The sequence below is a fragment of the Enterobacter sp. E20 genome (genome assembly GCF_000801755.2).
Taxonomy (GTDB): domain Bacteria; phylum Pseudomonadota; class Gammaproteobacteria; order Enterobacterales; family Enterobacteriaceae; genus Enterobacter; species Enterobacter asburiae_B.
The window spans coordinates 3,140,184-3,164,096 of record NZ_CP012999.1; the positions used below are offsets into that span (position 1 = coordinate 3,140,184).

The 23,913-nt window shown below is 58.8% G+C and carries 14 protein-coding genes; 9 read left to right on the forward strand and 5 right to left on the reverse strand.

The annotated features are described in order from the left end of the window. Positions 1-5 precede the first annotated feature (5 nt). Positions 6-1,145 carry a polysaccharide export protein gene (locus tag NI40_RS14685; RefSeq protein ID WP_014170829.1) on the reverse strand — a complete coding sequence of 380 codons (1,140 nt, stop codon included), beginning with the start codon at positions 1,143-1,145 and terminating at the stop codon, positions 6-8. A gap of 692 nt (positions 1,146-1,837) precedes the next feature. Between NI40_RS14685 and NI40_RS14690 the strand changes: the two genes are divergently transcribed. Further along, complete coding sequence (locus tag NI40_RS14690; protein ID WP_039263108.1) at positions 1,838-3,421, forward strand: TerC family protein; 1,584 nt, start codon at positions 1,838-1,840, stop codon at positions 3,419-3,421. Positions 3,422-3,510: 89 nt separating this feature from the next. Here the strand turns inward: NI40_RS14690 and asmA are convergent, their stop codons facing one another. The 3 genes from asmA to udk form a co-directional block, all read right to left on the reverse strand. Then, entirely contained in the window at positions 3,511-5,361 is a 1,851-nt protein-coding gene (gene asmA / locus NI40_RS14695; RefSeq protein ID WP_039263110.1) for an outer membrane assembly protein AsmA, read from the reverse strand. 22 nt (positions 5,362-5,383) lie between these two features. Then, positions 5,384-5,965, reverse strand: a complete 582-nt coding sequence (gene dcd / locus NI40_RS14700; protein ID WP_023312408.1) for a dCTP deaminase — start codon at positions 5,963-5,965, stop codon at positions 5,384-5,386. A 91-nt stretch (positions 5,966-6,056) separates the two neighbouring features. Next, complete coding sequence (udk, locus tag NI40_RS14705) at positions 6,057-6,698, reverse strand: uridine kinase (RefSeq protein WP_033145985.1); 642 nt, start codon at positions 6,696-6,698, stop codon at positions 6,057-6,059. A gap of 343 nt (positions 6,699-7,041) precedes the next feature. Between udk and NI40_RS14710 the strand changes: the two genes are divergently transcribed. Beyond that, the gene (locus NI40_RS14710; RefSeq protein ID WP_039263258.1) at positions 7,042-10,371 is read left to right on the forward strand and encodes a diguanylate cyclase; all 3,330 of its coding nucleotides are present in this window, start codon (positions 7,042-7,044) and stop codon (positions 10,369-10,371) included. Here NI40_RS14710 and alkA read toward each other — a convergent pair. After that, positions 10,336-11,208, reverse strand: a complete 873-nt coding sequence (gene alkA, locus NI40_RS14715) for a DNA-3-methyladenine glycosylase 2 (protein ID WP_039263112.1) — start codon at positions 11,206-11,208, stop codon at positions 10,336-10,338. The two genes, NI40_RS14710 and alkA, sit on opposite strands and share 36 nt — an antisense overlap. A gap of 130 nt (positions 11,209-11,338) precedes the next feature. Between alkA and yegD the strand changes: the two genes are divergently transcribed. The 7 genes from yegD (at position 11,339) to baeR (ending at position 23,829) form a co-directional block, all read left to right on the forward strand. Further along, entirely contained in the window at positions 11,339-12,691 is a 1,353-nt protein-coding gene (gene yegD / locus NI40_RS14720) for a molecular chaperone (RefSeq protein ID WP_039263113.1), read from the forward strand. A gap of 200 nt (positions 12,692-12,891) precedes the next feature. Continuing rightward, positions 12,892-14,094 (forward strand): MdtA/MuxA family multidrug efflux RND transporter periplasmic adaptor subunit, encoded by a 1,203-nt coding sequence (locus NI40_RS14725; protein ID WP_039263114.1) that lies wholly within the window; start codon positions 12,892-12,894, stop codon positions 14,092-14,094. Continuing rightward, positions 14,094-17,216: an MdtB/MuxB family multidrug efflux RND transporter permease subunit gene (locus tag NI40_RS14730; RefSeq protein WP_039263115.1), complete on the forward strand. Its 3,123-nt coding sequence runs from the start codon at positions 14,094-14,096 to the stop codon at positions 17,214-17,216. The genes NI40_RS14725 and NI40_RS14730 overlap by 1 nt, the downstream gene beginning before the upstream one ends. Continuing rightward, entirely contained in the window at positions 17,217-20,294 is a 3,078-nt protein-coding gene (mdtC, locus tag NI40_RS14735) for a multidrug efflux RND transporter permease subunit MdtC (protein WP_039263116.1), read from the forward strand. It abuts the gene before it with no gap. Further along, a complete protein-coding gene (locus NI40_RS14740) occupies positions 20,295-21,710 on the forward strand; it encodes an MFS transporter (RefSeq protein ID WP_039263117.1) in 1,416 nt (471 codons plus the stop codon). It begins immediately after the preceding gene. After that, on the forward strand, positions 21,707-23,110 hold the full coding sequence (baeS, locus tag NI40_RS14745) for a two-component system sensor histidine kinase BaeS (protein WP_023312417.1): 1,404 nt from the start codon (positions 21,707-21,709) through the stop codon (positions 23,108-23,110). Before NI40_RS14740 ends, baeS begins: the two co-directional genes overlap by 4 nt. Further along, positions 23,107-23,829, forward strand: coding sequence for a two-component system response regulator BaeR (gene baeR, locus NI40_RS14750; RefSeq protein ID WP_032642850.1), 723 nt, complete (start codon positions 23,107-23,109; stop codon positions 23,827-23,829). The genes baeS and baeR overlap by 4 nt, the downstream gene beginning before the upstream one ends. Positions 23,830-23,913 lie beyond the last annotated feature (84 nt).

Consider the following 23,913-nt stretch of genomic DNA (forward strand, 5'->3'; position numbering starts at 1 on the left):
GCGGATTACCAGGTATGAATGTCGCGCGCCGTATCCGTCATGTAGCGAACGCCACTGATGGTTGGCAGCAACTGGTTGATCAGACGGTTCCAGCGGGCAACCGGCGCGGTGGTGACATACACCACATCATATGGCTGGAGACGGAACTCCGTTGCCATCACCAGAGAGGTCGCATCGGACATATCCAGCTGGTAGATGTTGGCAATCTTGCCTTTCGCACTGCCCTCACCTTTCAGCGGACGAATAACGAAGATACCGGTCGCGTTAGAGGTCGTCAGATCGATACCCTCAGCATTGCCCAGCGCTTCGGTCAGCGTCATACCGCTGAAGTCCATTTTGAGGGTGCTCTGTTTCTTCACTTCACCCATCACGAAGACTTTCAGATCGTCATTGCGCGGCACGTAGAGAATGTCGCCCGGATAGAGCAGGCGGTTCTGGGTCAGATCGCCGTTTTGCATCAGCGCCTGCAGCGAAATACGCTGCTCCTTCCCGTTGTGGGTGAGCACCACGTTGCGCCAGTCGGCGCCGTCGGTTAACCCGCCCGCGGCGTTGATGGCATCCAGGACGGTCAGAGGAACGTTGGTGATGGCCTGCTGGCCGGATTTGTTCACCTGGCCGGAGATATAGGCTTTTTGCGAGCGGAATGCGGCGATATTAACGTCCACCTGCGGATCGGCGATGTACTGCGCTAAGCGGCCGGTAATATCACTACGGATCTCGGCAAGCGTTTTGCCTGCAACATGGACTTTACCAATGTAGGGATAGAACATAGTGCCATCTGACTGCACCCAGTTACCGGTATCGCTTGAGCTACGGTACTGGCCCGCTGGCGTGGTCAGTTCAGGGTGGTCCCAGACGGTCACGTTGATCACGTCACCCGGCCCCACGCGGTACTGGTAGGACGCAATTTCCTGGTCCAGCGACATATTCGGCTGGGCAACATTCGGACGTGGACGTAATTGTTCGACCAGACGAGGCGTAAGTGGATAAACATTCACCATTTTGTCGAGATCAAAATCGGCATCCTGTTGCTTGATCACATCCTTACCCATTGTTGACATATTGCTGCCGGGAAAGACCGTGCAACCACTCATCAAGGTCACAGACACCAATAATGGCATCAATTTCATTTTGGATTTCATCATTGATTATTTATCACTTTGGCAGAGTAATTATCCTGTGCAATTTAAATAAGCTCGAGTCGTATTGGGTTTCAGCATGCAGTTAATCAAATAGAAATATAACTGGCATCAGTCCTAAAAAAAGCTTATTCATCCATTGGCTATTGACAGAATAATCGAGGCTGATTCACACGCTTTCAGGCACGCTACCGCCCTTGGCTTTCAGTTACCAATCCACTGACTAAACAATGTGTTATGGATAGACACCCTCTTGAGCAAGGTCTTCTGGAAATATATCAGTCGCTTGAGAAACCCGACGGATAATGAATAACCATCCCTGAAGACCGAACATTAATAGCAACACCGAGATTTAACATTTGATGCTGGGAGAATTGTTGCAGCTAACCTAATAGCAGGCAAGGAGACAACTGTCCTAATATCGGTTTTTAAGATTAATATTAAGAGCAAATTTTTGACCTTTTAGGAATTTCTTTATATTGACAAAATGAGAGTAAAAATCATCACCTGCGATATATCCTAAAATGCATTCCTTGTAATTAAATATACGTATTTCGCTTATTTACACCCTATTGAGAATGCTCTCTTTTTTACCCGTCGTATTAAGAGAAATCTCAGCCCGGCATTGCAATTTCCCCCAGCTTTATCCATGATCGAAGTGTGACATTCGTCATATAACAGAAGGTATTGCTATTACTATGGAATGGATTGCCGATCCCTCAATCTGGGCCGGGCTGATTACGCTGGTCGTCATCGAGCTGGTGCTCGGGATTGATAATCTGGTCTTTATCGCCATCCTCGCTGAAAAACTGCCCCCTTCCCAGCGCGACCGCGCGCGCGTGACGGGTCTGCTGCTGGCGATGGTGATGCGTTTACTGCTGCTGGCCTCTATCTCCTGGCTGGTAACGCTCACTCAGCCTCTGTTCTCCATTCACGGCCTGAGTTTCAGCGCCCGCGATCTGATCATGCTCTTCGGCGGGTTGTTCCTGCTGTTCAAAGCCACGGTGGAGCTCAACGAGCGGCTGGAGGGCAAAGACAGCGAGAATCCAACCCAGCGCCGCGGAGCGAAATTCTGGCCGGTAGTGGCGCAAATCGTGGTGCTGGATGCGGTCTTCTCCCTCGACTCGGTGATCACCGCCGTCGGGATGGTCGACCACCTTGCGGTGATGATGGCCGCGGTGATCATTGCCATCACGCTGATGGTGATGGCCAGCAAGGCGCTGACCCGCTTTGTGAACAGTCACCCGACTATCGTGATCCTCTGCCTGAGCTTCCTGCTGATGATTGGCTTTAGCCTGGTGGCCGACGGTTTTGGCTTCCATATTCCGAAAGGCTACCTGTACGCCGCCATCGGCTTCTCCGTCATGATTGAAGCGCTCAACCAGCTGGCGATATTTAACCGCCGCCGCTTCCTGTCCGCGAATCAGACCCTGCGTCAGCGCACAGCCGACACGGTTATGCGCCTGCTAAGCGGTAAGAAAGAGGATGCGGAGCTGGATGCCGAATCCTCCGCCATGCTGGCCGATCGCAGCGACGGGCCGATCTTCGACCCGCAGGAACGACGGATGATCGAGCGGGTGCTTAATCTGAATCAGCGGACGGTCAGCAGCATCATGACCTCGCGGCACGACATTGAGCATATCGACCTGACGGCACCAGAAGAGCACATTCGCGCCCTGCTGGATAAAAACCAGCACACCCGCGTGGTGGTGACCGGCGGTGAAGAGGAAGAGGAGCTGCTGGGCGTGGTGCACGTTATTGACCTGCTCCAGCAGCAGCTTCACGGCGAGGCGCTCAACCTGCGCGTTCTGGTGCGCCAGCCGCTGGTCTTCCCTGAGGGGCTACCGCTGCTTTCCGCCCTTGAGCAATTCCGTAACGCGCGCACGCACTTTGCCTTTGTGGTGGATGAGTTTGGTTCGGTGGAAGGGCTGGTCACGCTCAGCGACGTCATGGAAACCATTGCCGGTAATCTGCCTAACGAGGTGGATGAGATTGACGCCCGCCATGACATTCAGAAAAACGCAGACGGGTCGTGGACGGCTAACGGCCACATGCCGCTGGAAGACCTGGTGCAATACGTGCCGCTGCCGCTGGATGAAAAACGGGAATATCACACCATTGCCGGCCTGCTGATGGAGTATTTGCAGCGTATCCCGCAGCCGGGAGAAGAGGTTCAGGTGGGCGACTATCTGCTCAAAACGCTGCAGATTGAAAACCATCGCGTGCAAAAGGTTCAGCTCATTCCGCTGCGGGATGAGGAAGAGCTGGATTTTGAGGTGTAAAAAAGCCCGGTGGCGCTGCGCTTACCGGGCCTACGGTACAGGCTTTTGTAGGCCGGGTAAGGCGAAGCCGCCACCCGGCGCAACGGACATCAAAGCTTATCCAGCAGCTTCTTCACGTCCTTACCGTCCTGTGAATCTTTATTACGATCCGCCCAGCCGCTAAGCCGACGTTTCGCTTCATCCTGCAGATGCTTGCGCAGGATCTGATCCACCTGCAGGCTGTAATTCAGGGCCTGCCATTTGCCGTATACGGTCAGCGGGACCGGCGTCTCTTTCAGGAAGTCGATGAGCTTGCTTTCACCCTGCCAGCCGGAAAGTACCCGCACGTTAAAGCGCGTATCCGCCGTCTCTTTCACCAGATCCAGCTTACCTTCACCGGTCATTGATAACAGTGAAGAGGCGCCCTGCATCCCATCGAGAGTGAGTTGTCCGTTGTCCAGCGTCAGGTCCGTGGTGAAGCTGTCGAGGCGCGTGGCACTGTCGTAGTTATCCTGGGCTTTTACATCGCTGCTGCGCTCAACCGCCTGCTGCACCAGCTGCTGGAAGTTAAGCCCTTCCATACGGGAATTCTTCAGATCTAGATGCGCCTGCCCCTGCCACTCGCGGCGGAAAGCATCGGCATCAATTTTCGTGCCTGAGAAGTCACCCGCGAGCGTCAACTGCCCCGTCAGGGATATCGGATAGTTGAACGCGTTCAGGATGGTGCCTATCTCAACGTTGTCGAGACGCGGCTGGAATTCGGCGCTGGCAACGTCTTTACGGACATCCAGCGTGCCGGGCAGCGAGAGGTTTCCTGCGCCCATCTTCCCGCTCAGTTCGGAGATCACCAGCAAACCGTTATGGTTAAACATCTGGCTGCTCACGTCGGTAAAATCAATGCCGCGCCAGCGCAGGCTATTGGCTTTCAGCAGAATATCCGCCGTGAATCCGCGCAGCGCGTTATAGTCAGGCTGATCGAGATTAGACGAGATAACCGGACGTGATGCCGGTGCCTGGCTTTGCCCCGTCTGGGTGGCATCGTTGTCCGTGGCGCTGGCCGGCAGAGGCGGCAGCAGGTTTTCCAGATTGAGCTTGTCAAACTGCAGATTCAGCACCCACTTCGGCTTCTCTTCGAGCGTGACGCTCGCCTGCCCCTTCAGGCTACTGTCATTTGCCTGCAGGTTGAGATTATCCAGCTCGAGCTGCTTTTGCTCTTCGCGCCACACGGCCTGCAGCGTTCCCTGCCCGGTTATTCCCTGGGAGGGGAGATCGGCACCCGTCAGCTGCCAGTTCAGCTGCTGGATGTCGGCCGTGAGCTGATGCGGGTAGTCCGAGGCGTTCACATTAGCATTCAGCGACAGGGTCAAATCGCGCTGATCGCGGTTCACGCGCCCGCTAAATTCCAGCGACGCAAGATGGTGAGCATCCTGTTCCATCTGCAGGTTAATGTTGCGAATGGTCACCTGCTCCTGGTGCTCATGCTGGAAAACCAACACGCTGTCGGCAACTTTCAGCTTGCCGATATCAAAGGACCAGCCGGTATCGGACGGTTCATCGGGCAGAGTATTTTCGCGCGGCGCAACCGGCGCACTGGCATCACGCACGGCTTCGGTTTGCGGGGTGAGCTGAATCACCGCGCCTTTCAGCATCACCTGCTTAACCTGCAGCTGGTGGGAAATGAGCGGGATCAGCGCCACATCGAGGCGCATGTTGTCTGCGGACACCAGCGGCTGGGACGCCCCCGGTGCCGTGAGCGACATGCGGCCAGAGAGAATGCTGAGCTGCGGCCAGACGTGCCAGCGCAGCGGCCCGTCAAGCTTCAGTTGATAACCACTGCGCGCCTCGACCTGCCGCACCATGTAAGCGCGGAAATCGTTGGGGTTAACCAGCAGAACCAACGCCGAAAGGCCAGCCACCAGCACCACCAGCAAAATCATCAGCGTCGTCAGAACTCTTCTCATGGCATCCTCAATGGACTAACGATCAGTCTTTATCAATACGGCTGGCAACCGCGCCCTGCTGGTCGCGATATTTTGCGTCCTGCCGACGGTTATAAGGACGATCTGCCGGGCCTGACAGCGGTTCAAAGCTCAACGCGCCGATCATCATGCCCGGACGCAGCGCCAGCGGCAATTTACCGGCATTGAAGAATTCCAGCACGATACGCCCCGACCAGCCTGGATCGATACGGTGCGCGGTCACGTGAACCATCAGCCCCAGTCGCGCCAGCGAAGAACGACCATCAAGCCAGCCGACCAGGTCCGGAGGTAAGGTGACGGATTCAAACGTCACCGCCAGGGCCAGTTCACCCGGATGCAGATAAAAAGCTTCGCCTTCATCGATTACGATTTCGTCACTCATCACGCGATCGAGCGCGGCGCTGACTTCGTCCTTCGGCCCGCTGAGGTCAATGAACGGCGCAGTGTGGCCACTAAAGGTGCGGAATTTATTCCCCAGGCGGACATCAACGGTCACGCCATTGATACGCTCAACGGGTGGACGTGGGGTAATAGACAAACGGCCTTCATCCAGCCAGGCTTCTATATCGCGATCGCAAAGACGCATGCCACTTTCTCCTTTCATGCATCGTACCCTGAGGCGGTAAGCGCTCAGGGTAAAACCAGGTTATCTCTGAACGGTACACAATTCACGCGGCTTATTCAAAAAACTGACTGATTTTCGCTTTTAAGATATCAATAGCAATGCGGTTTTTACCCCCGCGCGGCACGATGATATCGGCGTATTGTTTGGATGGCTCAATAAACTGCAGGAACATCGGGCGGACCGTTTTCTGATATTGCGCCATGACGGAGTCCATCGAACGGCCGCGTTCATTCACGTCACGCTTGATGCGGCGCATCAGGCAGATATCCAGCGGGGTATCGACGAAAATCGAGAAGTTCATGGATTCACGCAGGCGGGCGTCGGTCAGCAACAGGATGCCTTCAAGGATAATGACCTTTTTCGGCTCGATGCGGATGGTTTCCCGGGTGCGGGTGTGTTCTACGTAACTGTAAACGGGCAGTTCAATGGCCTGGCCGCTCTTAAGCGCTTCTAAATGCTGGAACAGCAAGCTGTGATCCATTGCATTTGGGTGGTCATAGTTGGTTTTGACGCGTTCTTCCATCGACAGATGGGATTGATCTTTGTAATAGCTGTCTTCGGGAATGACGCCGATATGCTCATCACCTACTTGTTCACGCAGTTCGCGATAAAGCGTACTGGCAATTAGACTTTTACCTGAAGCCGATGCGCCGGCGATGCCTATAATGACGCATTGATGAGACTTATCAGTCATAAATTTAGCGACCTGATTAACCTGGATGTTAAGGAAGGACGACGCCGGAGCGTCAAACGCGGCAATTATAGGGATTTCACGGGCGTGATACCAGTCGAAAGCACAGGTTCTGCGAGACTGGCCGAAAAGTGACATCTTATTCCCTGAGTGAAATTTAAATGAGCGTTTTTTCAGCGTTTAACCGTTTTTTTTCACGGAGCCTCTATTTAATAAGTCTGTGGTGTCAAATTCTGAGCGGTCACCATATGAATTGTAAATTGTTTGTACTAGCATAAACCAAATTATCAAATTCACGCGTTCGGACATCTTCCCTGACGGCATGGCGTCTCTGGATAAAGCGGTAATGAATAAACAATACCAGCGGGTTTTGGTTACCACCCCACATCCTTTAATACGACTTGTCTGTCTGGGCCTGGTCACCTTTATCTTTACCTTATTTTCCCTGGAGCTTACCCGGTTCGGCACCCTGCTGGCCCCGCTCTGGTTCCCCACCGCCATTATGATGGTGGCGTTTTACCGCCATGCAGGAAAAATGTGGCCGGGAATCGCCCTGGCCTGTTCGTTCGGCAATATTCTGGCCACCTGGATGCTCTTTTCGTGGGGATCGATAAGCCTCACCTATACCTCGATTAACGTGGTTGAAGCCTTTACCGGCGCGCTATTGCTGCGCAAATTGCTCCCGTGGTACAACCCGCTGCAGAATCTGAATGACTGGATCCGCGTGGCCATCGGCAGCGCGGTGATCCCGCCGCTGGTGGGCGGCTTGCTGGTATCCCTGCTGGCTCCCGGCCCTGAACCCCTGCGTAATTTCTTCGTCTGGGTGCTGTCCGAAGCCATTGGCGCGCTGGCGGTGGTACCGTTGGGTCTGTTGTTTAAACCGCATTATCTGCTGCGCCACCGTGACCCGAGACTGCTGCTGGAAACCCTGACCACGCTGGCCGTAACGCTGGCCCTCAGCTGGGCAGCCATCACCTGGCTGCCGTGGCCTTTCACCTGCGTTATCGTTTTGCTTATGTGGAGCGCCGTGCGCTTGCCGCGAATGGAAGCGTTCCTGGTGTTTCTGGTCACCGTGATGGTTGTGTCGCTGATGATTGCCCGAAATCCTGTGGCGCTGACAACCCAGCACGTCGGGGCGATGCTGAACGCCCCCTGGCTGCCGTTCCTGATGCTGCTCCTGCCTGCCAACGTGATGACCATGGTGATGTATGCCTTCCGCGCCGAGCGCAAACACATCACCGAAAGCGAGGAGCGTTTCCGCAATGCGATGGAGTATTCCGCCATCGGTATGGCGCTGGTCAGCATTGAGGGCAAATGGCTGCAGGCTAACAAGGCGCTGTGCAATTTCCTCGGTTACAGCCAGACGGAGCTCCAGTCGCTGACCTTCCAGCAGCTCACCTGGCCGGAAGATCTGCACACCGACCTGGAACAGCTCGAACAGCTGGTCAACGGCGACATCAATACCTATACCCTTGAGAAGCGCTATTACACTCGCGACGGGGAAGTGGTCTGGGCACTCCTTGCCGTCTCCGTCGTGCGCCATGCCGACGGCTCGCCGCTCTATTTTATCGCCCAGATTGAAGACATTAACGACCTGAAGCAGACCGAGTGGGTCAACAAACGCCTGATGGAGCGCATTACGCTGGCTAACGAAGCGGGCGGCATCGGCATCTGGGAGTGGGATCTGGAGCCAGACATTATCAGCTGGGACAAGCGGATGTTTGAGCTGTATGAAATCCCGCCGCACATCAAGCCTACCTGGCAGCTCTGGCATGACACGATGCTGCCGGAAGATCGTGCCCACGCTGAGCAGGTGCTGCGGGACTCGCTGATTTCCCGTCTGCCGTTTAAGCTGGAATTCCGCATCCGCGTGAAGGAAGGCGTGCGCCACATTCGCTCCCTGGCGAACCGGGTGCTCAATAAGCAGGGTGAAGTCGAACGGCTGCTCGGGATCAACATGGACATGACCGAGGTGAAGCAGCTCAACGAGGCCCTCTTCCAGGAAAAAGAGCGTCTGCACATCACCCTCGATTCTATCGGTGAAGCGGTGCTGTGTACCGATATCAACATGAACGTCACCTTCATGAACCCGGTGGCCGAGAAAATGAGCGGCTGGCTGCAGACCGAGGCTATTGGCCAGCCGATCCTGAAGGTGTTGCACATCACCTTTGGTGAAAAAGGGCCGCTGATGGAGAATATTCACAGCGGCGATATGTCCCGTTCCGATATCGATCAGGACGTGGTGCTGAACTGCCGTACCGGCGGTAATTTTGATATTCACTACAGCATTACGCCGCTCAGCACGCTGGACGGGCAGAATATTGGCTCGGTTATCGTGATTCAGGACGTGACCGAGTCGCGCAAAATGCTGCGTCAGCTGAGCTACAGCGCCTCCCACGATGCCCTGACCCATCTGGCAAACCGGGTCAGCTTCGAAAATCATCTTAAACGCCTCCTGCAGACCGTTCGCGAAACGCGCCAGCGTCATGCTCTGGTCTTTATCGATCTCGATCGCTTCAAAGCCGTCAACGATACGGCAGGCCATGCGGCGGGGGATGCCCTGCTGCGGGAGCTCTCCTCCCTGATGTTGACCATGCTCCGCTCCAGCGACGTGCTGGCGCGACTGGGCGGAGATGAGTTCGGGTTACTGCTGCCGGACTGCAATATTGAAAGCGCGCGCTATATCGCCGGGCGCCTGATCCACACGATCAATGACTATCACTTTATGTGGGAAGGCCGCCTGCACCGGATCGGCGCCAGCGCAGGCATCACGCTGATTGATGAAAATAACCATCAGGCGTCGGAGGTGATGTCGCAGGCCGATATAGCCTGTTATGCCTCGAAAAACAGCGGGCGCGGCATGGTGACGGTTTACGAACCCCAGCAGGAGCGGGATCACAACACGCGCAGCATGATGTCGCTTGATGAACAGTGGCACATGATTAAAGACAATCACCTGATGATGATTGCCCGTAGCGTCGCCTCCCCGCGCATCCCGGAAAGCAGTAATTTCTGGCTGCTCTCGTTACGCCTGTGGACCAGCCAGGGCGAAGTCCAGGAAGAGCATGCCTTCCGCTCGGGTCTGGCCGAGCCTGAGCTTTTGCACGCCCTCGACAGACGTATTTTTAATGAGTTTTTCCGCGCCTCTGCCGCACAGGTCGCCAGTAAAGGCATGGGGGTAGCGCTGCCGCTTTCTGAGGCCGGTTTAGCCAGCGTAACGCTGGTCGATGAGCTTCTCGACCTGCTGGATAAAAGCCCGATGCCGGGTCGTCTCCTGCATCTGGTTATCTCTGCCGACGTGGTGTGCAGCCCGGATAAAAACCTGCAGCGGAGTCTGCAAAAGCTTCGCCAGGCGGGTTGCCGCGTGATCTTCAGCCAGGTGGGCCGCGACATGAACGTCTTCACCCACCTGACCGCCAATATGGCCGACTATCTGATGCTGGACGCAGAGGTGGTAAGCAACGTGTATGGCAACCTGATGGATGAGATGATGGTGACCATTGTTCAGGGCCACGCCCAGCGTCTGGGGATGAAAACCATCGCGGGCCCGTGCAATCAGCCCATCATGATGGATACGCTCTCCGGCATCGGCATTGATTTCATCTATGGCGACACCATCGCCGAGCCGCAGCCGCTGGATCTACTGCTCAACACCAGCTATTTCGCCATCAACTGACGGCGTCCAGCCGTCGGTATACCAGATGTGCAGCAGCGCGTAAGAGCGCCACGGCTGCCAGCGTTCGGCATAACGCCGAATCTGCGCGGGCGTCATCCCGGCAAAGCGTTGCTTAATCAGATAATCATCAGGCAGAAAGACATCTTTCGCCTGCCAGCCGCGCAGGGCCAGGTAGTTTGCCGTCCAGCGCCCTATCCCCGGCCGCTGCTGTAGCGCCTTCATCCCGGCCTCAATATTCTCGGGTGGGAAAAGCGGAAACGTCCCGTCGATGACCGACTGCGCCAGGTGAATTAACGACTCCGCGCGTTTTACCGGCATGCCCAACGCTTTCATCGCCAGCGGGTCCGCTGCCGCCAGCGCGTCCGGCGTGGGGAAACAGAGATACCCCGGACAATCCGCGATCGGCTCACCGCACAGCGCCACCACGCGCGACGTCAGTTTCGCCGCCATCGCCACGCTCACCAGCTGCCCGAGGATCGCCCGGACGCCCTGCTCGTACGCGTCCATCGCCCCCGGCAAACGCAAGCCTGGCCGGGCAGCACCGAGATCGCCCAGCGTATCCGCGATGTGCTGCGGGTTGCAGGCGAGATCGAACAGGCGCTCGATGCGTTCAAGGCACGTCTGCGCAACCGGAACTAATCCCGGACTGAGCGTCACGGTCAGCGTATGGGTGGCGATATCCGGCGTTACGCGAAATATCCCCTGATGCCCTTCGCAGGCAAAACTGCGCTCGTAGTAGTCGTGGGTGACGGTTTCAATGCCCGTCACCGCACGCGCGCCGAGAAAGCCAAACATCCACTGCCAGTCGTAAGGGGGTTGCCAGTTCAGGGTGTACATCGTCTCTCCTTTTGGGTTCTCCACAGCATAAACGGAAAGGTCCTGTTTCGCCTTGCTTTCATATTCCTGTTGTCGCCATGCGGACATTTCGTTAAAGTCTCGCCCCTTCTCACTGGCATGGGGATTAATCGTGTTTATTGGATTCGACTACGGTACGGCAAACTGCTCGGTTGCGATTATGCAAAACGGGCAGCCACAGCTTCTGAAAATGGAAAAAGAGAGCACGCTGCTGCCGTCAATGCTCTGCGCGCCGACGCGTGAAGCGGTAAGCGAATGGCTGTTCCGCCACCATCAGGTTCCGGCCACGGCGGCGGAGACCCAGGCGCTGCTGCGCCGGGCGGTCAGCTTTAACCGTGAGGAAGACATCGACGTTACGCCGTCCAGCGTGCAGTTCGGCCTCTCTTCGCTCGGGCACTATATTGAAGATCCTGAAGAGGTTTACTTCGTTAAGTCGCCAAAATCCTTCCTCGGCGCCAGCGGACTGAAGCCGCAGCAGGTGGCGATGTTCGAAGACCTGGTGTGCGCGATGATGCTGCATATTCGCACTCAGGCGCAGACGCAGGTCTCCGATGCGATTACCCAGGCGGTCATTGGCCGCCCGATCAACTTCCAGGGGCTGGGCGGCGATGAGGCTAACCAGCAGGCGCAGGGGATCCTTGAACGCGCGGCGCACCGGGCAGGCTTCCGCGACGTGGTGTTCCAGTACGAGCCGGTTGCCGCGGGGCTGGATTTTGAAGCCACGCTGGCGGAAGAGAAGCGCGTATTAGTCGTGGATATCGGCGGGGGCACAACGGACTGCTCGCTGCTGCTGATGGGGCCGCAGTGGCATAACCGTCGCGACCGTGAAAATAGCCTGCTGGGGCACAGCGGCTGCCGCGTAGGCGGTAACGATCTCGATATCGCGCTGGCATTCAAAAGCCTGATGCCGCTGCTCGGCATGGGCGGGCAAACCGAAAAAGGCATCGCCCTGCCGATCCTGCCGTGGTGGAACGCGATTGCCATCAACGATGTGCCTGCGCAAAGTGATTTTTACAGCACCGCGAACGGCCGCTTCCTGAACGATCTGGTGCGCGACGCGCAGGACGCCGAAAAAGTCGCCCTGCTGTATAAAGTGTGGCGTCAGCGCCTGAGCTATCGCGTGGTGCGGACTGCCGAAGAGAGCAAAATTGCCCTTTCCGACCGCGCTGAGCATGCGGTCTCCTTGCCGTTTATCTGCGACGAACTGACCACCGCGATTTCGCAGGACGGGCTGGAGGCGGCGCTCGCGCAGCCGCTGCAGCGTATTCTGGAGCAGGTGCAGCTGGCGCTGGAGAACGGCAAAGAGAAGCCGGACGTGATTTACCTGACCGGGGGTAGCGCCCGTTCGCCGCTGATCAAGAAAGCGCTGGCGGAACAGCTGCCGGGCATTCCGATTGCCGGTGGGGATGACTTTGGCTCCGTTACCGCTGGTCTGGCGCGCTGGGCGCAGGTGATGTTTAGCTAGCGTTGTTGCGGTGCGGTCTGGTGCCCTCTCCCACAGGGAGAGGGAGAAAACACCAAAAACGGCAACGGATGTTGCCGTTTTGCGTTTACCTCCATTCAGACCATTCCTGACAGTCTTCCATATTTCCTCCATTTTTCCGCTGTGTTAGCTGACTAAACTAGTATCATTCCCCGAAGTCTTCAGGATGAGAACGTACAACGATGAAAGGCAGTAACAAATCCCGCTGGGCAATCGCCGCTGGCATCATTGTGGTGGTCCTTGCCGCCGCCTGGTACTGGCACAGTCAATCCGCGAACTCCGCCGCCCCCGCTGGTGCCAGTAGTCAGGCGCAGCGCCCGGCAGGCGGAGGGCGTCACGGCATGCGCGGCGGCGCGCTGGCGCCGGTACAGGCGGCGACGGCAGTGAATAAAGCCGTTCCTCGCTATCTAACGGGCCTTGGGACCATTACCGCCGCCAACACCGTGACGGTGCGCAGCCGCGTCGACGGTCAGCTGATGGCCATTCACTTCCAGGAAGGTCAGCAGGTCAAAGCGGGCGATCTGCTGGCGGAAATCGACCCGAGCCAGTTTAAGGTCGCCCTCGCCCAGGCGCAGGGGCAGCTCGCGAAGGACAAAGCCACGCTCGCCAACGCTCGCCGCGATTTGGCCCGCTACCAGCAGCTGGTGAAAACCAACCTCGTGTCTCGTCAGGAGCTGGACACCCAGCAGTCGCTGGTCAGCGAAACGCAGGGTACCATCAAAGCCGACGAGGCCGCCGTGGCCAGCGCACAGCTGCAGCTGGACTGGAGCCGCATCACCGCGCCGATTGACGGGCGCGTGGGCCTGAAGCAGGTCGATATCGGCAACCAGATCTCCAGCGGCGACACCACGGGCATCGTGGTGATCACCCAGACTCACCCGATTGATTTAGTCTTTACCCTGCCGGAAAGCGAAATTGCGACCGTGGTGCAGGCGCAAAAATCCGGAAAGGGGCTGGTGGTGGAAGCCTGGGACCGCAGCAACAGGCAGAAGCTGAGCGAAGGTTCCCTGCTCAGTCTGGATAACCAGATCGACACCACCACCGGCACCATCAAGCTGAAGGCGCGCTTTAACAATCAGGACGATGCCCTCTTCCCGAACCAGTTCGTCAACGCGCGCATGCTGGTCGCCACCGAAGAGAACGCGGTGGTGATCCCTACCGCTGCGCTGCAGATGGGTAACGAAGGTAACTTCGTCTGGGTACTTAACAGCGACAATAAGGTCAGCAAGCACCTGGTGAAAACCGGTATCCAGGACAGCCAGACGGTGGTCATCGCCGCCGGCCTTTCCGCAGGCGACCGCGTGGTCACCGACGGCATTGACCGTCTGACCGAAGGGGCCAAAGTGGAAGTGGTTGAACCTGCGAAACAGGGAGCGAAATCCTGATGCAGGTGATGCCTCCAGGCTCTACAGGCGGGCCGTCACGCCTGTTTATCCTCCGTCCTGTCGCCACCACGCTGCTGATGGTAGCGATCCTGCTCGCCGGGATTATCGGCTATCGCTTCCTGCCCGTGTCGGCGCTGCCGGAGGTGGATTACCCAACGATTCAGGTTGTCACACTCTATCCCGGCGCCAGCCCGGACGTGGTGACGTCCGCCATTACCGCGCCGCTGGAGCGCCAGTTCGGCCAGATGTCCGGACTAAAACAGATGTCCTCCCAGAGTTCCGGCGGGGCATCCGTCGTGACGCTGCAGTTCCAGCTGACGCTGTCGCTGGACGTCGCCGAGCAGGAGGTGCAGGCCGCCATCAACGCCGCCACCAACCTGCTGCCGTCCGACCTGCCTAACCCGCCGGTCTACAGCAAGGTGAACCCGGCGGATCCGCCGATCATGACGCTGGCCGTCACCTCCTCCGCCATGCCGATGACCCAGGTCGAAGACATGGTCGAAACGCGCGTGGCGCAGAAAATTTCTCAGGTCTCCGGCGTCGGCCTCGTCACGCTGGCGGGCGGCCAGCGCCCCGCCGTGCGCGTGAAGCTTAACGCGCAGGCGATTGCCGCGCTGGGGCTGACCAGCGAAACCATCCGCACCGCCATCAGCAGCGCCAACGTTAACTCGGCAAAAGGCTCGCTGGACGGTCCCACCCGCGCCGTGACGCTCTCTGCCAACGATCAGATGCAATCCGCCGATGAATACCGTCAGCTGATTATTGCTTACCAGAACGGCGCCCCGGTGCGTCTGGGCGACGTGGCGACCGTGGAGCAAGGTGCCGAAAACAGCTGGCTCGGCGCCTGGGCCAACAGGCAGCAGGCGATCGTGATGAACGTGCAGCGCCAGCCGGGCGCTAACATCATCGAAACCGCCGACAGCATCCGCACCATGCTGCCGCAGCTGATCGAAAGCCTGCCGAAGTCGGTCAGCGTGAAGGTGCTTTCCGACCGTACCACCAACATTCGCGCGTCGGTCACCGACACCCAGTTTGAGCTGAGGCTGGCGATTGCGCTGGTGGTCATGATCATCTATCTGTTCCTGCGTAACGTTCCGGCCACCATTATTCCCGCCGTCGCCGTGCCGCTCTCGCTGGTCGGGACCTTTGCGGTGATGGTGTTCCTCGATTTTTCGATTAACAACCTGACGCTGATGGCGCTCACCATCGCCACCGGGTTCGTGGTGGATGACGCCATCGTCGTTATCGAGAACATTTCGCGCTATATCGAGAAAGGCGAAAAGCCGCTGGCGGCCGCGCTGAAGGGCGCAGGCGAAATCGGCTTTACCATTATCTCGCTGACCTTCTCGCTGATTGCGGTGCTGATCCCGCTGCTGTTTATGGGCGATATCGTCGGGCGTCTGTTCCGCGAGTTTGCCGTGACGCTGGCGGTCGCCATTTTGATCTCCGCCGTGGTGTCGCTGACCCTGACTCCGATGATGTGCGCCCGTATGCTGAGCCACGAGTCCCTGCGCAAGCAAAACCGATTCTCGCGCGCCTCCGAGCGCATGTTCGAGCGGATTATTGCCGCCTACGGTCGCGTGCTGGCGAAAGTTCTGAACCATCCGTGGGCCACGCTCGGCGTGGCGCTGGGAACCCTGGCGCTCAGCGTGATGCTGTGGATTTTCATTCCGAAAGGCTTCTTCCCGATCCAGGACAACGGCATTATTCAGGGCACGCTGCAGGCTCCCCAGTCGGTCTCCTTCGCCAGTATGGCCCAGCGCCAGCAGCAGGTGTCTGAAATCATCATGAAGGATCCGGCGGTCGAGAGCCTGACCTCCTACGTGGGCGTCGACGGCACCAACCCGTCGCTCAACAGCGCGCGTCTGCAGATCAACCTCAAGCCGCTGGATGAACGCGACGATCGCGTCAACGCCGTCATTGAGCGTCTGCAAAACGCCGTGGCGCGGGTGCCGGGCGTTGAGCTTTACCTGCAGCCGATTCAGGATTTGACCATTGATACCCAGGTCAGCCGCACGCAGTACCAGTTCACGCTGCAGGCCACCTCGCTGGACGCGCTCAGCACCTGGGTGCCGCAGCTGGTGAATAAGCTTAACACCCTGCCGCAGCTCGCCGACGTCAGCAGCGACTGGCAGGACAAAGGGCTGGCGGCGTACGTGAACGTCAACCGCGATACCGCCAGCCGTCTGGGCATTACCATGTCGGACGTGGACAACGCGCTGTACAACGCCTTTGGTCAGCGCCTGATCTCCACCATCTACACCCAGGCGAACCAGTATCGCGTGGTGCTGGAGCACAACACTGAGAACACGCCCGGACTGGCGGGGCTGGACTCGGTGCGCCTGACCAGCAAAGACGGCGGCATTGTGCCGCTGAGCGCTATCGCCACGGTGGAAGAACGCTATACCCCGCTGTCGATTAACCATCTGGATCAGTTCCCGTCCACCACCATCTCCTTCAACGTGCCGGACAATTATTCTCTCGGCGAAGCGGTGGAGGCCATTCAGGCTGCTGAAAAAGAGCTCAGCTTCCCGTCCGATATTCAGACCCAGTTCCAGGGCAGCACGCTGGCGTTTCAGGCCGCGCTGGGTAACACCATCTGGCTTATCGTCGCGGCGGTCGTGGCGATGTACATCGTGCTCGGCGTGCTGTACGAAAGCTTTATCCACCCGATCACCATCCTCTCTACCCTGCCAACGGCGGGCGTGGGGGCGCTGCTGGCACTGATGCTGGCGGGCAGCGAGCTGGACGTCATTGCCATCATCGGCATTATCTTGCTTATCGGGATCGTGAAGAAGAACGCCATCATGATGATCGACTTTGCCCTGGCCGCCGAGCGCGAGCAGGGCATGTCGCCGCGCGACGCCATCTTCCAGGCCTGTCTGCTGCGTTTCCGTCCGATCCTGATGACCACGCTGGCCGCCCTGCTGGGCGCGCTGCCGCTGATGCTCAGCACCGGCGTTGGCGCGGAGCTGCGCCGTCCGCTGGGTATCGGCATGGTCGGCGGTCTGCTGGTGAGCCAGGTGCTCACGCTCTTCACCACGCCGGTTATCTACCTGCTGTTTGACCGCCTGGCGCTGTGGACCAAAAGCCGCTTCCCGAAACGTGAAGAGGAGGCATAAGTGAAGTTTTTCGCCCTCTTCATTTATCGCCCGGTGGCGACGATTTTAATCTCGCTCGCCATTACCCTCTGCGGCGTGCTGGGCTTCCGGCTGCTGCCGGTAGCGCCGCTGCCGCAGGTGGATTTCCCGGTGATCATGGTCAGCGCCTCGCTGCCGGGCGCGTCACCGGAGACCATGGCCTCGTCGGTTGCCACGCCGCTGGAGCGCTCGCTCGGGCGGATTGCGGGGGTCAACGAGATGACCTCCAGCAGCTCGCTGGGCAGCACGCGCATCATTCTGGAGTTCAGCTTCGACCGGGATATTAACGGTGCGGCGCGCGACGTGCAGGCGGCCATCAACGCCGCGCAAAGCCTGCTGCCGAGCGGGATGCCGAGCCGCCCAACCTACCGCAAGGCCAACCCGTCCGATGCGCCGATCATGATCCTGACGCTGACCTCGGACACGTATTCTCAGGGGCAGCTTTACGACTTTGCGTCTACCCAGCTGGCGCAGACAATCTCACAAATTAACGGCGTCGGTGACGTGAGCGTCGGCGGGAGCTCTCTGCCCGCCGTGCGCGTGGGCCTAAACCCGCAGGCGCTGTTCAACCAGGGCGTGTCGCTGGATGACGTGCGCTCCGCCATCAGCACGGCCAACGTCCGCAAGCCGCAAGGGGCGATTGAGGACGGTAGCCACCGCTGGCAGATCCACACTAACGACGAGCTGAAAACCGCCGCGGAATATCAGCCGCTCATTATTCACTACAACAACGGCGCGGCGGTGCGCTTAAGCGACGTTGCCAGCGTCACCGACTCGGTGCAGGACGTGCGCAACGCCGGGATGACCAATGCGAAACCGGCCATTCTGCTGATGATCCGCAAGCTGCCGGAAGCGAACATTATTGAGACGGTGAACAGCATTCGCGCCCGCCTTCCGGACCTGCAGGAGACCATCCCGGCAGCAATCGATTTGCAAATTGCCCAGGATCGCTCCCCGACCATTCGCGCCTCGCTTGAAGAGGTGGAGCAAACGCTGATTATCTCCGTCGCCCTGGTGATCCTGGTGGTCTTCCTGTTCCTGCGATCCGGTCGCGCGACGCTTATTCCGGCAGTGGCCGTGCCGGTCTCGCTGATCGGTACCTTTGCCGCCATGTACCTGTGCGGGTTTAGCCTCAACAACCTGTCGCTGATGGCCCTGACGATAGCGACGGGCTTCGTGGTAGATGACGCCATCGTGGTGCTGGAAAACATTTCCCGCCACCTGGAAGCGGGCGTGAAGCCGCTGCAGGCTGCGCTGCAGGGCACGCGCGAGGTGGGCTTTACGGTGCTCTCCATGAGCCTGTCGCTGGTGGCGGTATTCCTGCCTCTGCTGCTGATGGGCGGGCTACCGGGCCGGCTGCTGCGCGAGTTCGCCGTCACCCTCTCCGTCGCCATCGGCATTTCGCTGGCGATCTCCTTAACGCTGACGCCGATGATGTGCGGCTGGATGCTCAAGCGCAGCAAACCCCATTCGCAGCCGCGCCGTAAAGGCTTTGGTCGCTTCCTGATGGCCATGCAGGAAGGCTACGGCAAATCGCTGAAGTGGGTGCTGAACCATACCCGGCTGGTCGGCCTGGTGCTTATCGCCACCATTGGGCTGAACGTCTGGATGTACATCACCATCCCGAAAACCTTCTTCCCGGAGCAGGACACCGGCGTGCTGATGGGGGGGATTCAGGCGGACCAGAGCATTTCGTTCCAGGCGATGCGCGGCAAGCTGCAGGACTTTATGAAGATCATTCGGGAAGACAAAGCCGTGGATAACGTCACCGGCTTTACCGGCGGGTCACGCGTTAACAGCGGGATGATGTTTATTACCCTGAAACCGCGCGGCGAGCGCAACGAAACCGCCCAGCAGGTGATTGACCGTCTGCGGGTGAAGCTCGCCAAAGAGCCGGGGGCAAACCTGTTTTTGATGGCCGTTCAGGATATCCGCGTCGGCGGCCGTCAGGCGAACGCCAGCTATCAGTACACGTTGCTCTCGGACGATTTAGCCGCCCTGCGTGAGTGGGAGCCGAAGATCCGCAAGGCGCTGGCCGCCCTGCCGGAGCTGGCGGACGTCAACTCCGATCAGCAGGACAACGGCGCCGAGATGGCCCTGACCTACGACCGCGAAACCATGTCGCGTCTGGGCATTAACGTTGAAGCCGCCAACAGCCTGCTGAACAACGCCTTCGGCCAGCGCGAGATCTCCACCATCTACCAGCCGATGAACCAGTACAAGGTGGTGATGGAGGTTGATCCGCGCTACACCCAGGACATCAGCGCCCTGGACAAAATGTTTGTGATTAACAACGACGGCAAGGCGATTCCGCTCTCCTACTTTGCCAGCTGGCAGCCTGCCAACGCGCCGCTGTCGGTGAACCATCAGGGCCTTTCGGCGGCGTCGACCATCTCCTTTAACCTGCCCGCCGGTTCGTCGCTTTCAGAAGCCAGCGACGCAATCAACCGCGCGATGACGCAGCTTGGCGTGCCGTCCACCGTGCGCGGCAGCTTTGCCGGCACCGCGCAGGTGTTCCAGGAGACGATGAACTCGCAGGTGATTTTGATTCTGGCCGCCATCGCCACGGTCTATATTGTGCTGGGCGTGCTGTACGAGAGCTACGTTCACCCGCTGACCATTCTCTCGACGCTGCCGTCGGCGGGCGTTGGGGCGCTGCTGGCGCTGGAGCTGTTCGGCGCGCCGTTCAGCCTGATCGCGCTCATCGGGATCATGCTGTTGATCGGCATCGTGAAGAAAAACGCGATCATGATGGTGGATTTCGCCCTGGACGCCCAGCGCAACGGCAATCTGTCGCCGGAAGAGGCCATCTTCCAGGCCTGCCTGCTGCGTTTTCGTCCGATCATGATGACCACCCTGGCGGCGCTGTTTGGCGCACTGCCGCTGGTTATCTCGGGCGGAGACGGCTCAGAGCTGCGCCAGCCGCTGGGGATCACCATTGTCGGCGGCCTGGTCATGAGCCAGCTGCTGACGCTGTACACCACGCCGGTGGTCTATCTGTTCTTCGACCGCCTGCGGCTGCGCTTTTCGCGTAAAAACAGAACCACGGTGACCGAGTAAATGACCGATCTCCCCGCTAACGTTCGCTGGCAGCTATGGATAGTCGCTTTCGGCTTCTTTATGCAGTCGCTGGATACGACCATCGTCAACACCGCCCTCCCCTCAATGGCGAAAAGCCTGGGGGAGAGCCCGCTGCATATGCATATGGTGATTGTCTCCTACGTGCTGACGGTAGCCGTCATGCTGCCAGCCAGCGGCTGGCTGGCAGACAAAGTGGGCGTGCGGAATATCTTCTTTACCGCCATCGTGCTGTTTACCACCGGCTCGCTGTTTTGCGCCCAGGCCAGCACCCTCGACCAGCTGGTGATGGCACGCGTGCTGCAGGGCGTCGGCGGGGCGATGATGGTGCCCGTCGGGCGGCTAACGGTGATGAAGATCGTGCCGCGCGAGCAGTACATGGCGGCGATGACCTTTGTGACGTTACCTGGTCAGGTGGGGCCGCTGCTGGGCCCGGCGCTCGGCGGCATTCTGGTGGAGTACGCCTCCTGGCACTGGATCTTCTTAATCAATCTTCCTGTTGGCATCATCGGCGCCATCGCCACCCTGACGCTGATGCCGAACTACAAAATGCAGACCCGGCGCTTTGATTTCTTCGGCTTTATCCTGCTGGCGGCGGGCATGGCCACGCTTACCCTGGCGCTCGACGGGCAAAAAGGGCTGGGCATTTCGCCCCTGACGCTTGGGCTCCTGATCGCGCTCGGCGTTACCGCCATACTGTGGTATCTGCGGCATGCCAGAGGTAACGATAAGGCGCTGTTCAGCCTTAGCTTGTTTAAAAACCCCACCTATCGCCTTGGCCTGTTCGGCAGCTTCGCCGGGCGCGTCGGCAGCGGCATGCTGCCGTTTATGACGCCCGTTTTCCTGCAAATCGGAATGGGATTTTCGCCGTTCCACGCGGGCCTGATGATGATCCCGATGGTGCTCGGCAGCATGGGAATGAAGCGCATCGTGGTGCAGGTGGTTAACCGCTTTGGCTACCGTCACGTGCTGGTGACCGCCACGCTGGGGCTGGCGCTGGTGAGCCTGCTGTTTATGGCCGTGGCGCTGATGGGCTGGTACTACGTTCTGCCGCTGGTGCTGTTCTGCCAGGGGATCGTCAACTCCATGCGCTTCTCGTCGATGAATACCCTGACGCTGAAGGATCTGCCGGACGATCTGGCGAGCAGCGGCAATAGCCTGCTGTCGATGATCATGCAGCTCTCGATGAGCGTCGGGGTGACCATCGCGGGTTTACTGCTCGGCATGTACGGCCAGCACCATCTCAGCGTCGACACGCCGGTGGCGCATCAGGTCTTTTTGTATACCTATTTAAGCATGGCGGTCATCATCGCCCTGCCCGCTTTCATCTTCGCCAGAGTGCCGGATGATACCAGCAAGAACGTCGTGATTAGGCGCGGCAAAAGGAGTGGCTCATGAAATTCTGGCGTCCGGGCATTACCGGCAAGCTCTTCGTGGCGATATTTGCCACCTGTATCGTCCTGCTGATCACCATGCACTGGGCGGTGCGGATCAGCTTCGAGCGCGGTTTTATTGATTACATCAAGCATGGCAATGAACAGCGTTTACAGGGCTTAAGCGATGCGCTGAGTGAACAGTACGCCCAGCACGGCAACTGGCGTTTTCTGCGCAATAACGACCGCTTTATTTTCCAGATCCTGCGCTCGCTGGAGCACGATACCGGTGACGATCGCCCGGGGCCGGGCATGCCGCCGCACGGCTGGCGCACCCAGTTCTGGGTGATTGACCAGGACATGCGCACGCTGGTGGGTCCGCGCGCGCCGATACCGCCGGACGGCACCCGTCGGGCGATCAAAGTCAACAACGCGACGGTCGGCTGGGTTATCGCCTCGCCGGTGGAGCGCCTGACGCGCAACACCGACATCAACTTTGACCGCCAGCAGCGCCGGACAAGCTGGCTGATTGTCGCCCTCTCCACCCTGCTCGCCGCGCTCGCCACCTTCCCGCTGGCGCGCGGTCTGCTCGCCCCGGTGAAAAGACTGGTGGAAGGCACGCACAAGCTGGCCGCCGGGGATTTTACCACCCGCGTCGATACCCGCAGCCAGGACGAACTGGGCAAGCTGGCGCAGGATTTTAACCAGCTTGCCAGCACGCTGGAGAAGAACCAGCAGATGCGCCGCGACTTTATGGCCGATATCTCCCACGAGCTGCGCACGCCGCTGGCGGTGCTGCGCGGCGAGCTGGAGGCCATCCAGGACGGCGTGCGCCAGTTTACGCCTGAATCGGTGGCCTCTCTGCAGGCGGAGGTGGGCACGCTCACCAAGCTGGTGGACGATCTCCACCAGCTCTCCATGTCCGACGAAGGCGCGCTGGCCTACCAGAAAGCGCCGGTGGACGTGATTAACATTCTGGAAGTGATCAGCGGCGCCTTCCGCGAGCGCTTTGCCAGCCGCAACCTGAAAATCGACCTCTCCCTGCCGGACAGCGCGGTGGTGTTTGGCGACAAGGACCGGCTGATGCAGCTGTTCAATAACCTGCTGGAAAACAGCCTGCGCTACACCGACAGCGGCGGCGGGCTGCACATCTCCGGCAGGCAGGAAAACGGGCGCTTTGCCCTCACCTTCGCGGACTCCGCCCCCGGCGTGCAGGACGCGCAGCTGGAAAAACTGTTTGAACGTTTCTACCGTACCGAAGGCTCCCGTAACCGCGCCAGCGGCGGTTCCGGACTGGGGCTGGCGATTTGCGTTAACATCGTCGAGGCGCATAATGGCACGATCCGCGCCGCCCATTCGCCTTTTGGCGGGGTTAGCATTACAGTAGAGTTACCTCTGGAACGGGATTTATCGAGAGAAGTATGACCGAGTTACCGATTGACGAAAACACGCCGCGCATTTTGATTGTGGAAGACGAGCCGAAGCTTGGGCAGCTGCTGATCGACTATTTACGTGCGGCCAGCTACGCTCCATCGCTGATCAGCCACGGCGACCAGGTGCTGCCATACGTGCGTCAGACCCCGCCGGATCTGATCCTGCTGGATTTAATGCTGCCGGGCGTTGACGGACTGACCCTGTGCCGGGAAATTCGTCGCTTCTCCGACGTGCCGATCGTCATGGTCACCGCCAAAATTGAAGAGATTGACCGCCTGCTGGGGCTCGAAATTGGCGCGGACGATTACATCTGCAAGCCCTACAGCCCGCGTGAAGTGGTCGCCCGCGTGAAAACCATTCTGCGCCGCTGCAGGCCGCAGCGCGAGCTTCAGGTGCTCGATGCCGAAAGCCCGCTGATTGTCGACGAAAGCCGCTTCCAGGCGAGCTGGCGCAGCAAGCTGCTGGACCTGACGCCTGCGGAGTTCCGCCTGCTGAAAACCCTCTCCCACGAGCCGGGAAAAGTCTTTTCCCGCGAACAGCTGCTGAACCACCTTTATGACGATTACCGCGTCGTGACCGACCGCACCATCGACAGCCACATCAAAAACCTGCGCCGCAAGCTGGAGGCGCTGGACGCCGAGCAGTCGTTTATCCGCGCGGTGTACGGCGTGGGGTATCGCTGGGAAGCGGATGCGTGCAGGATTGCGTAAATTTAGCAATTCTTCAAATGCCACTAATAACTTAAGTATTATTCGCCTTATTAGAATATGCCAGATAGAATATTCTGGCATATT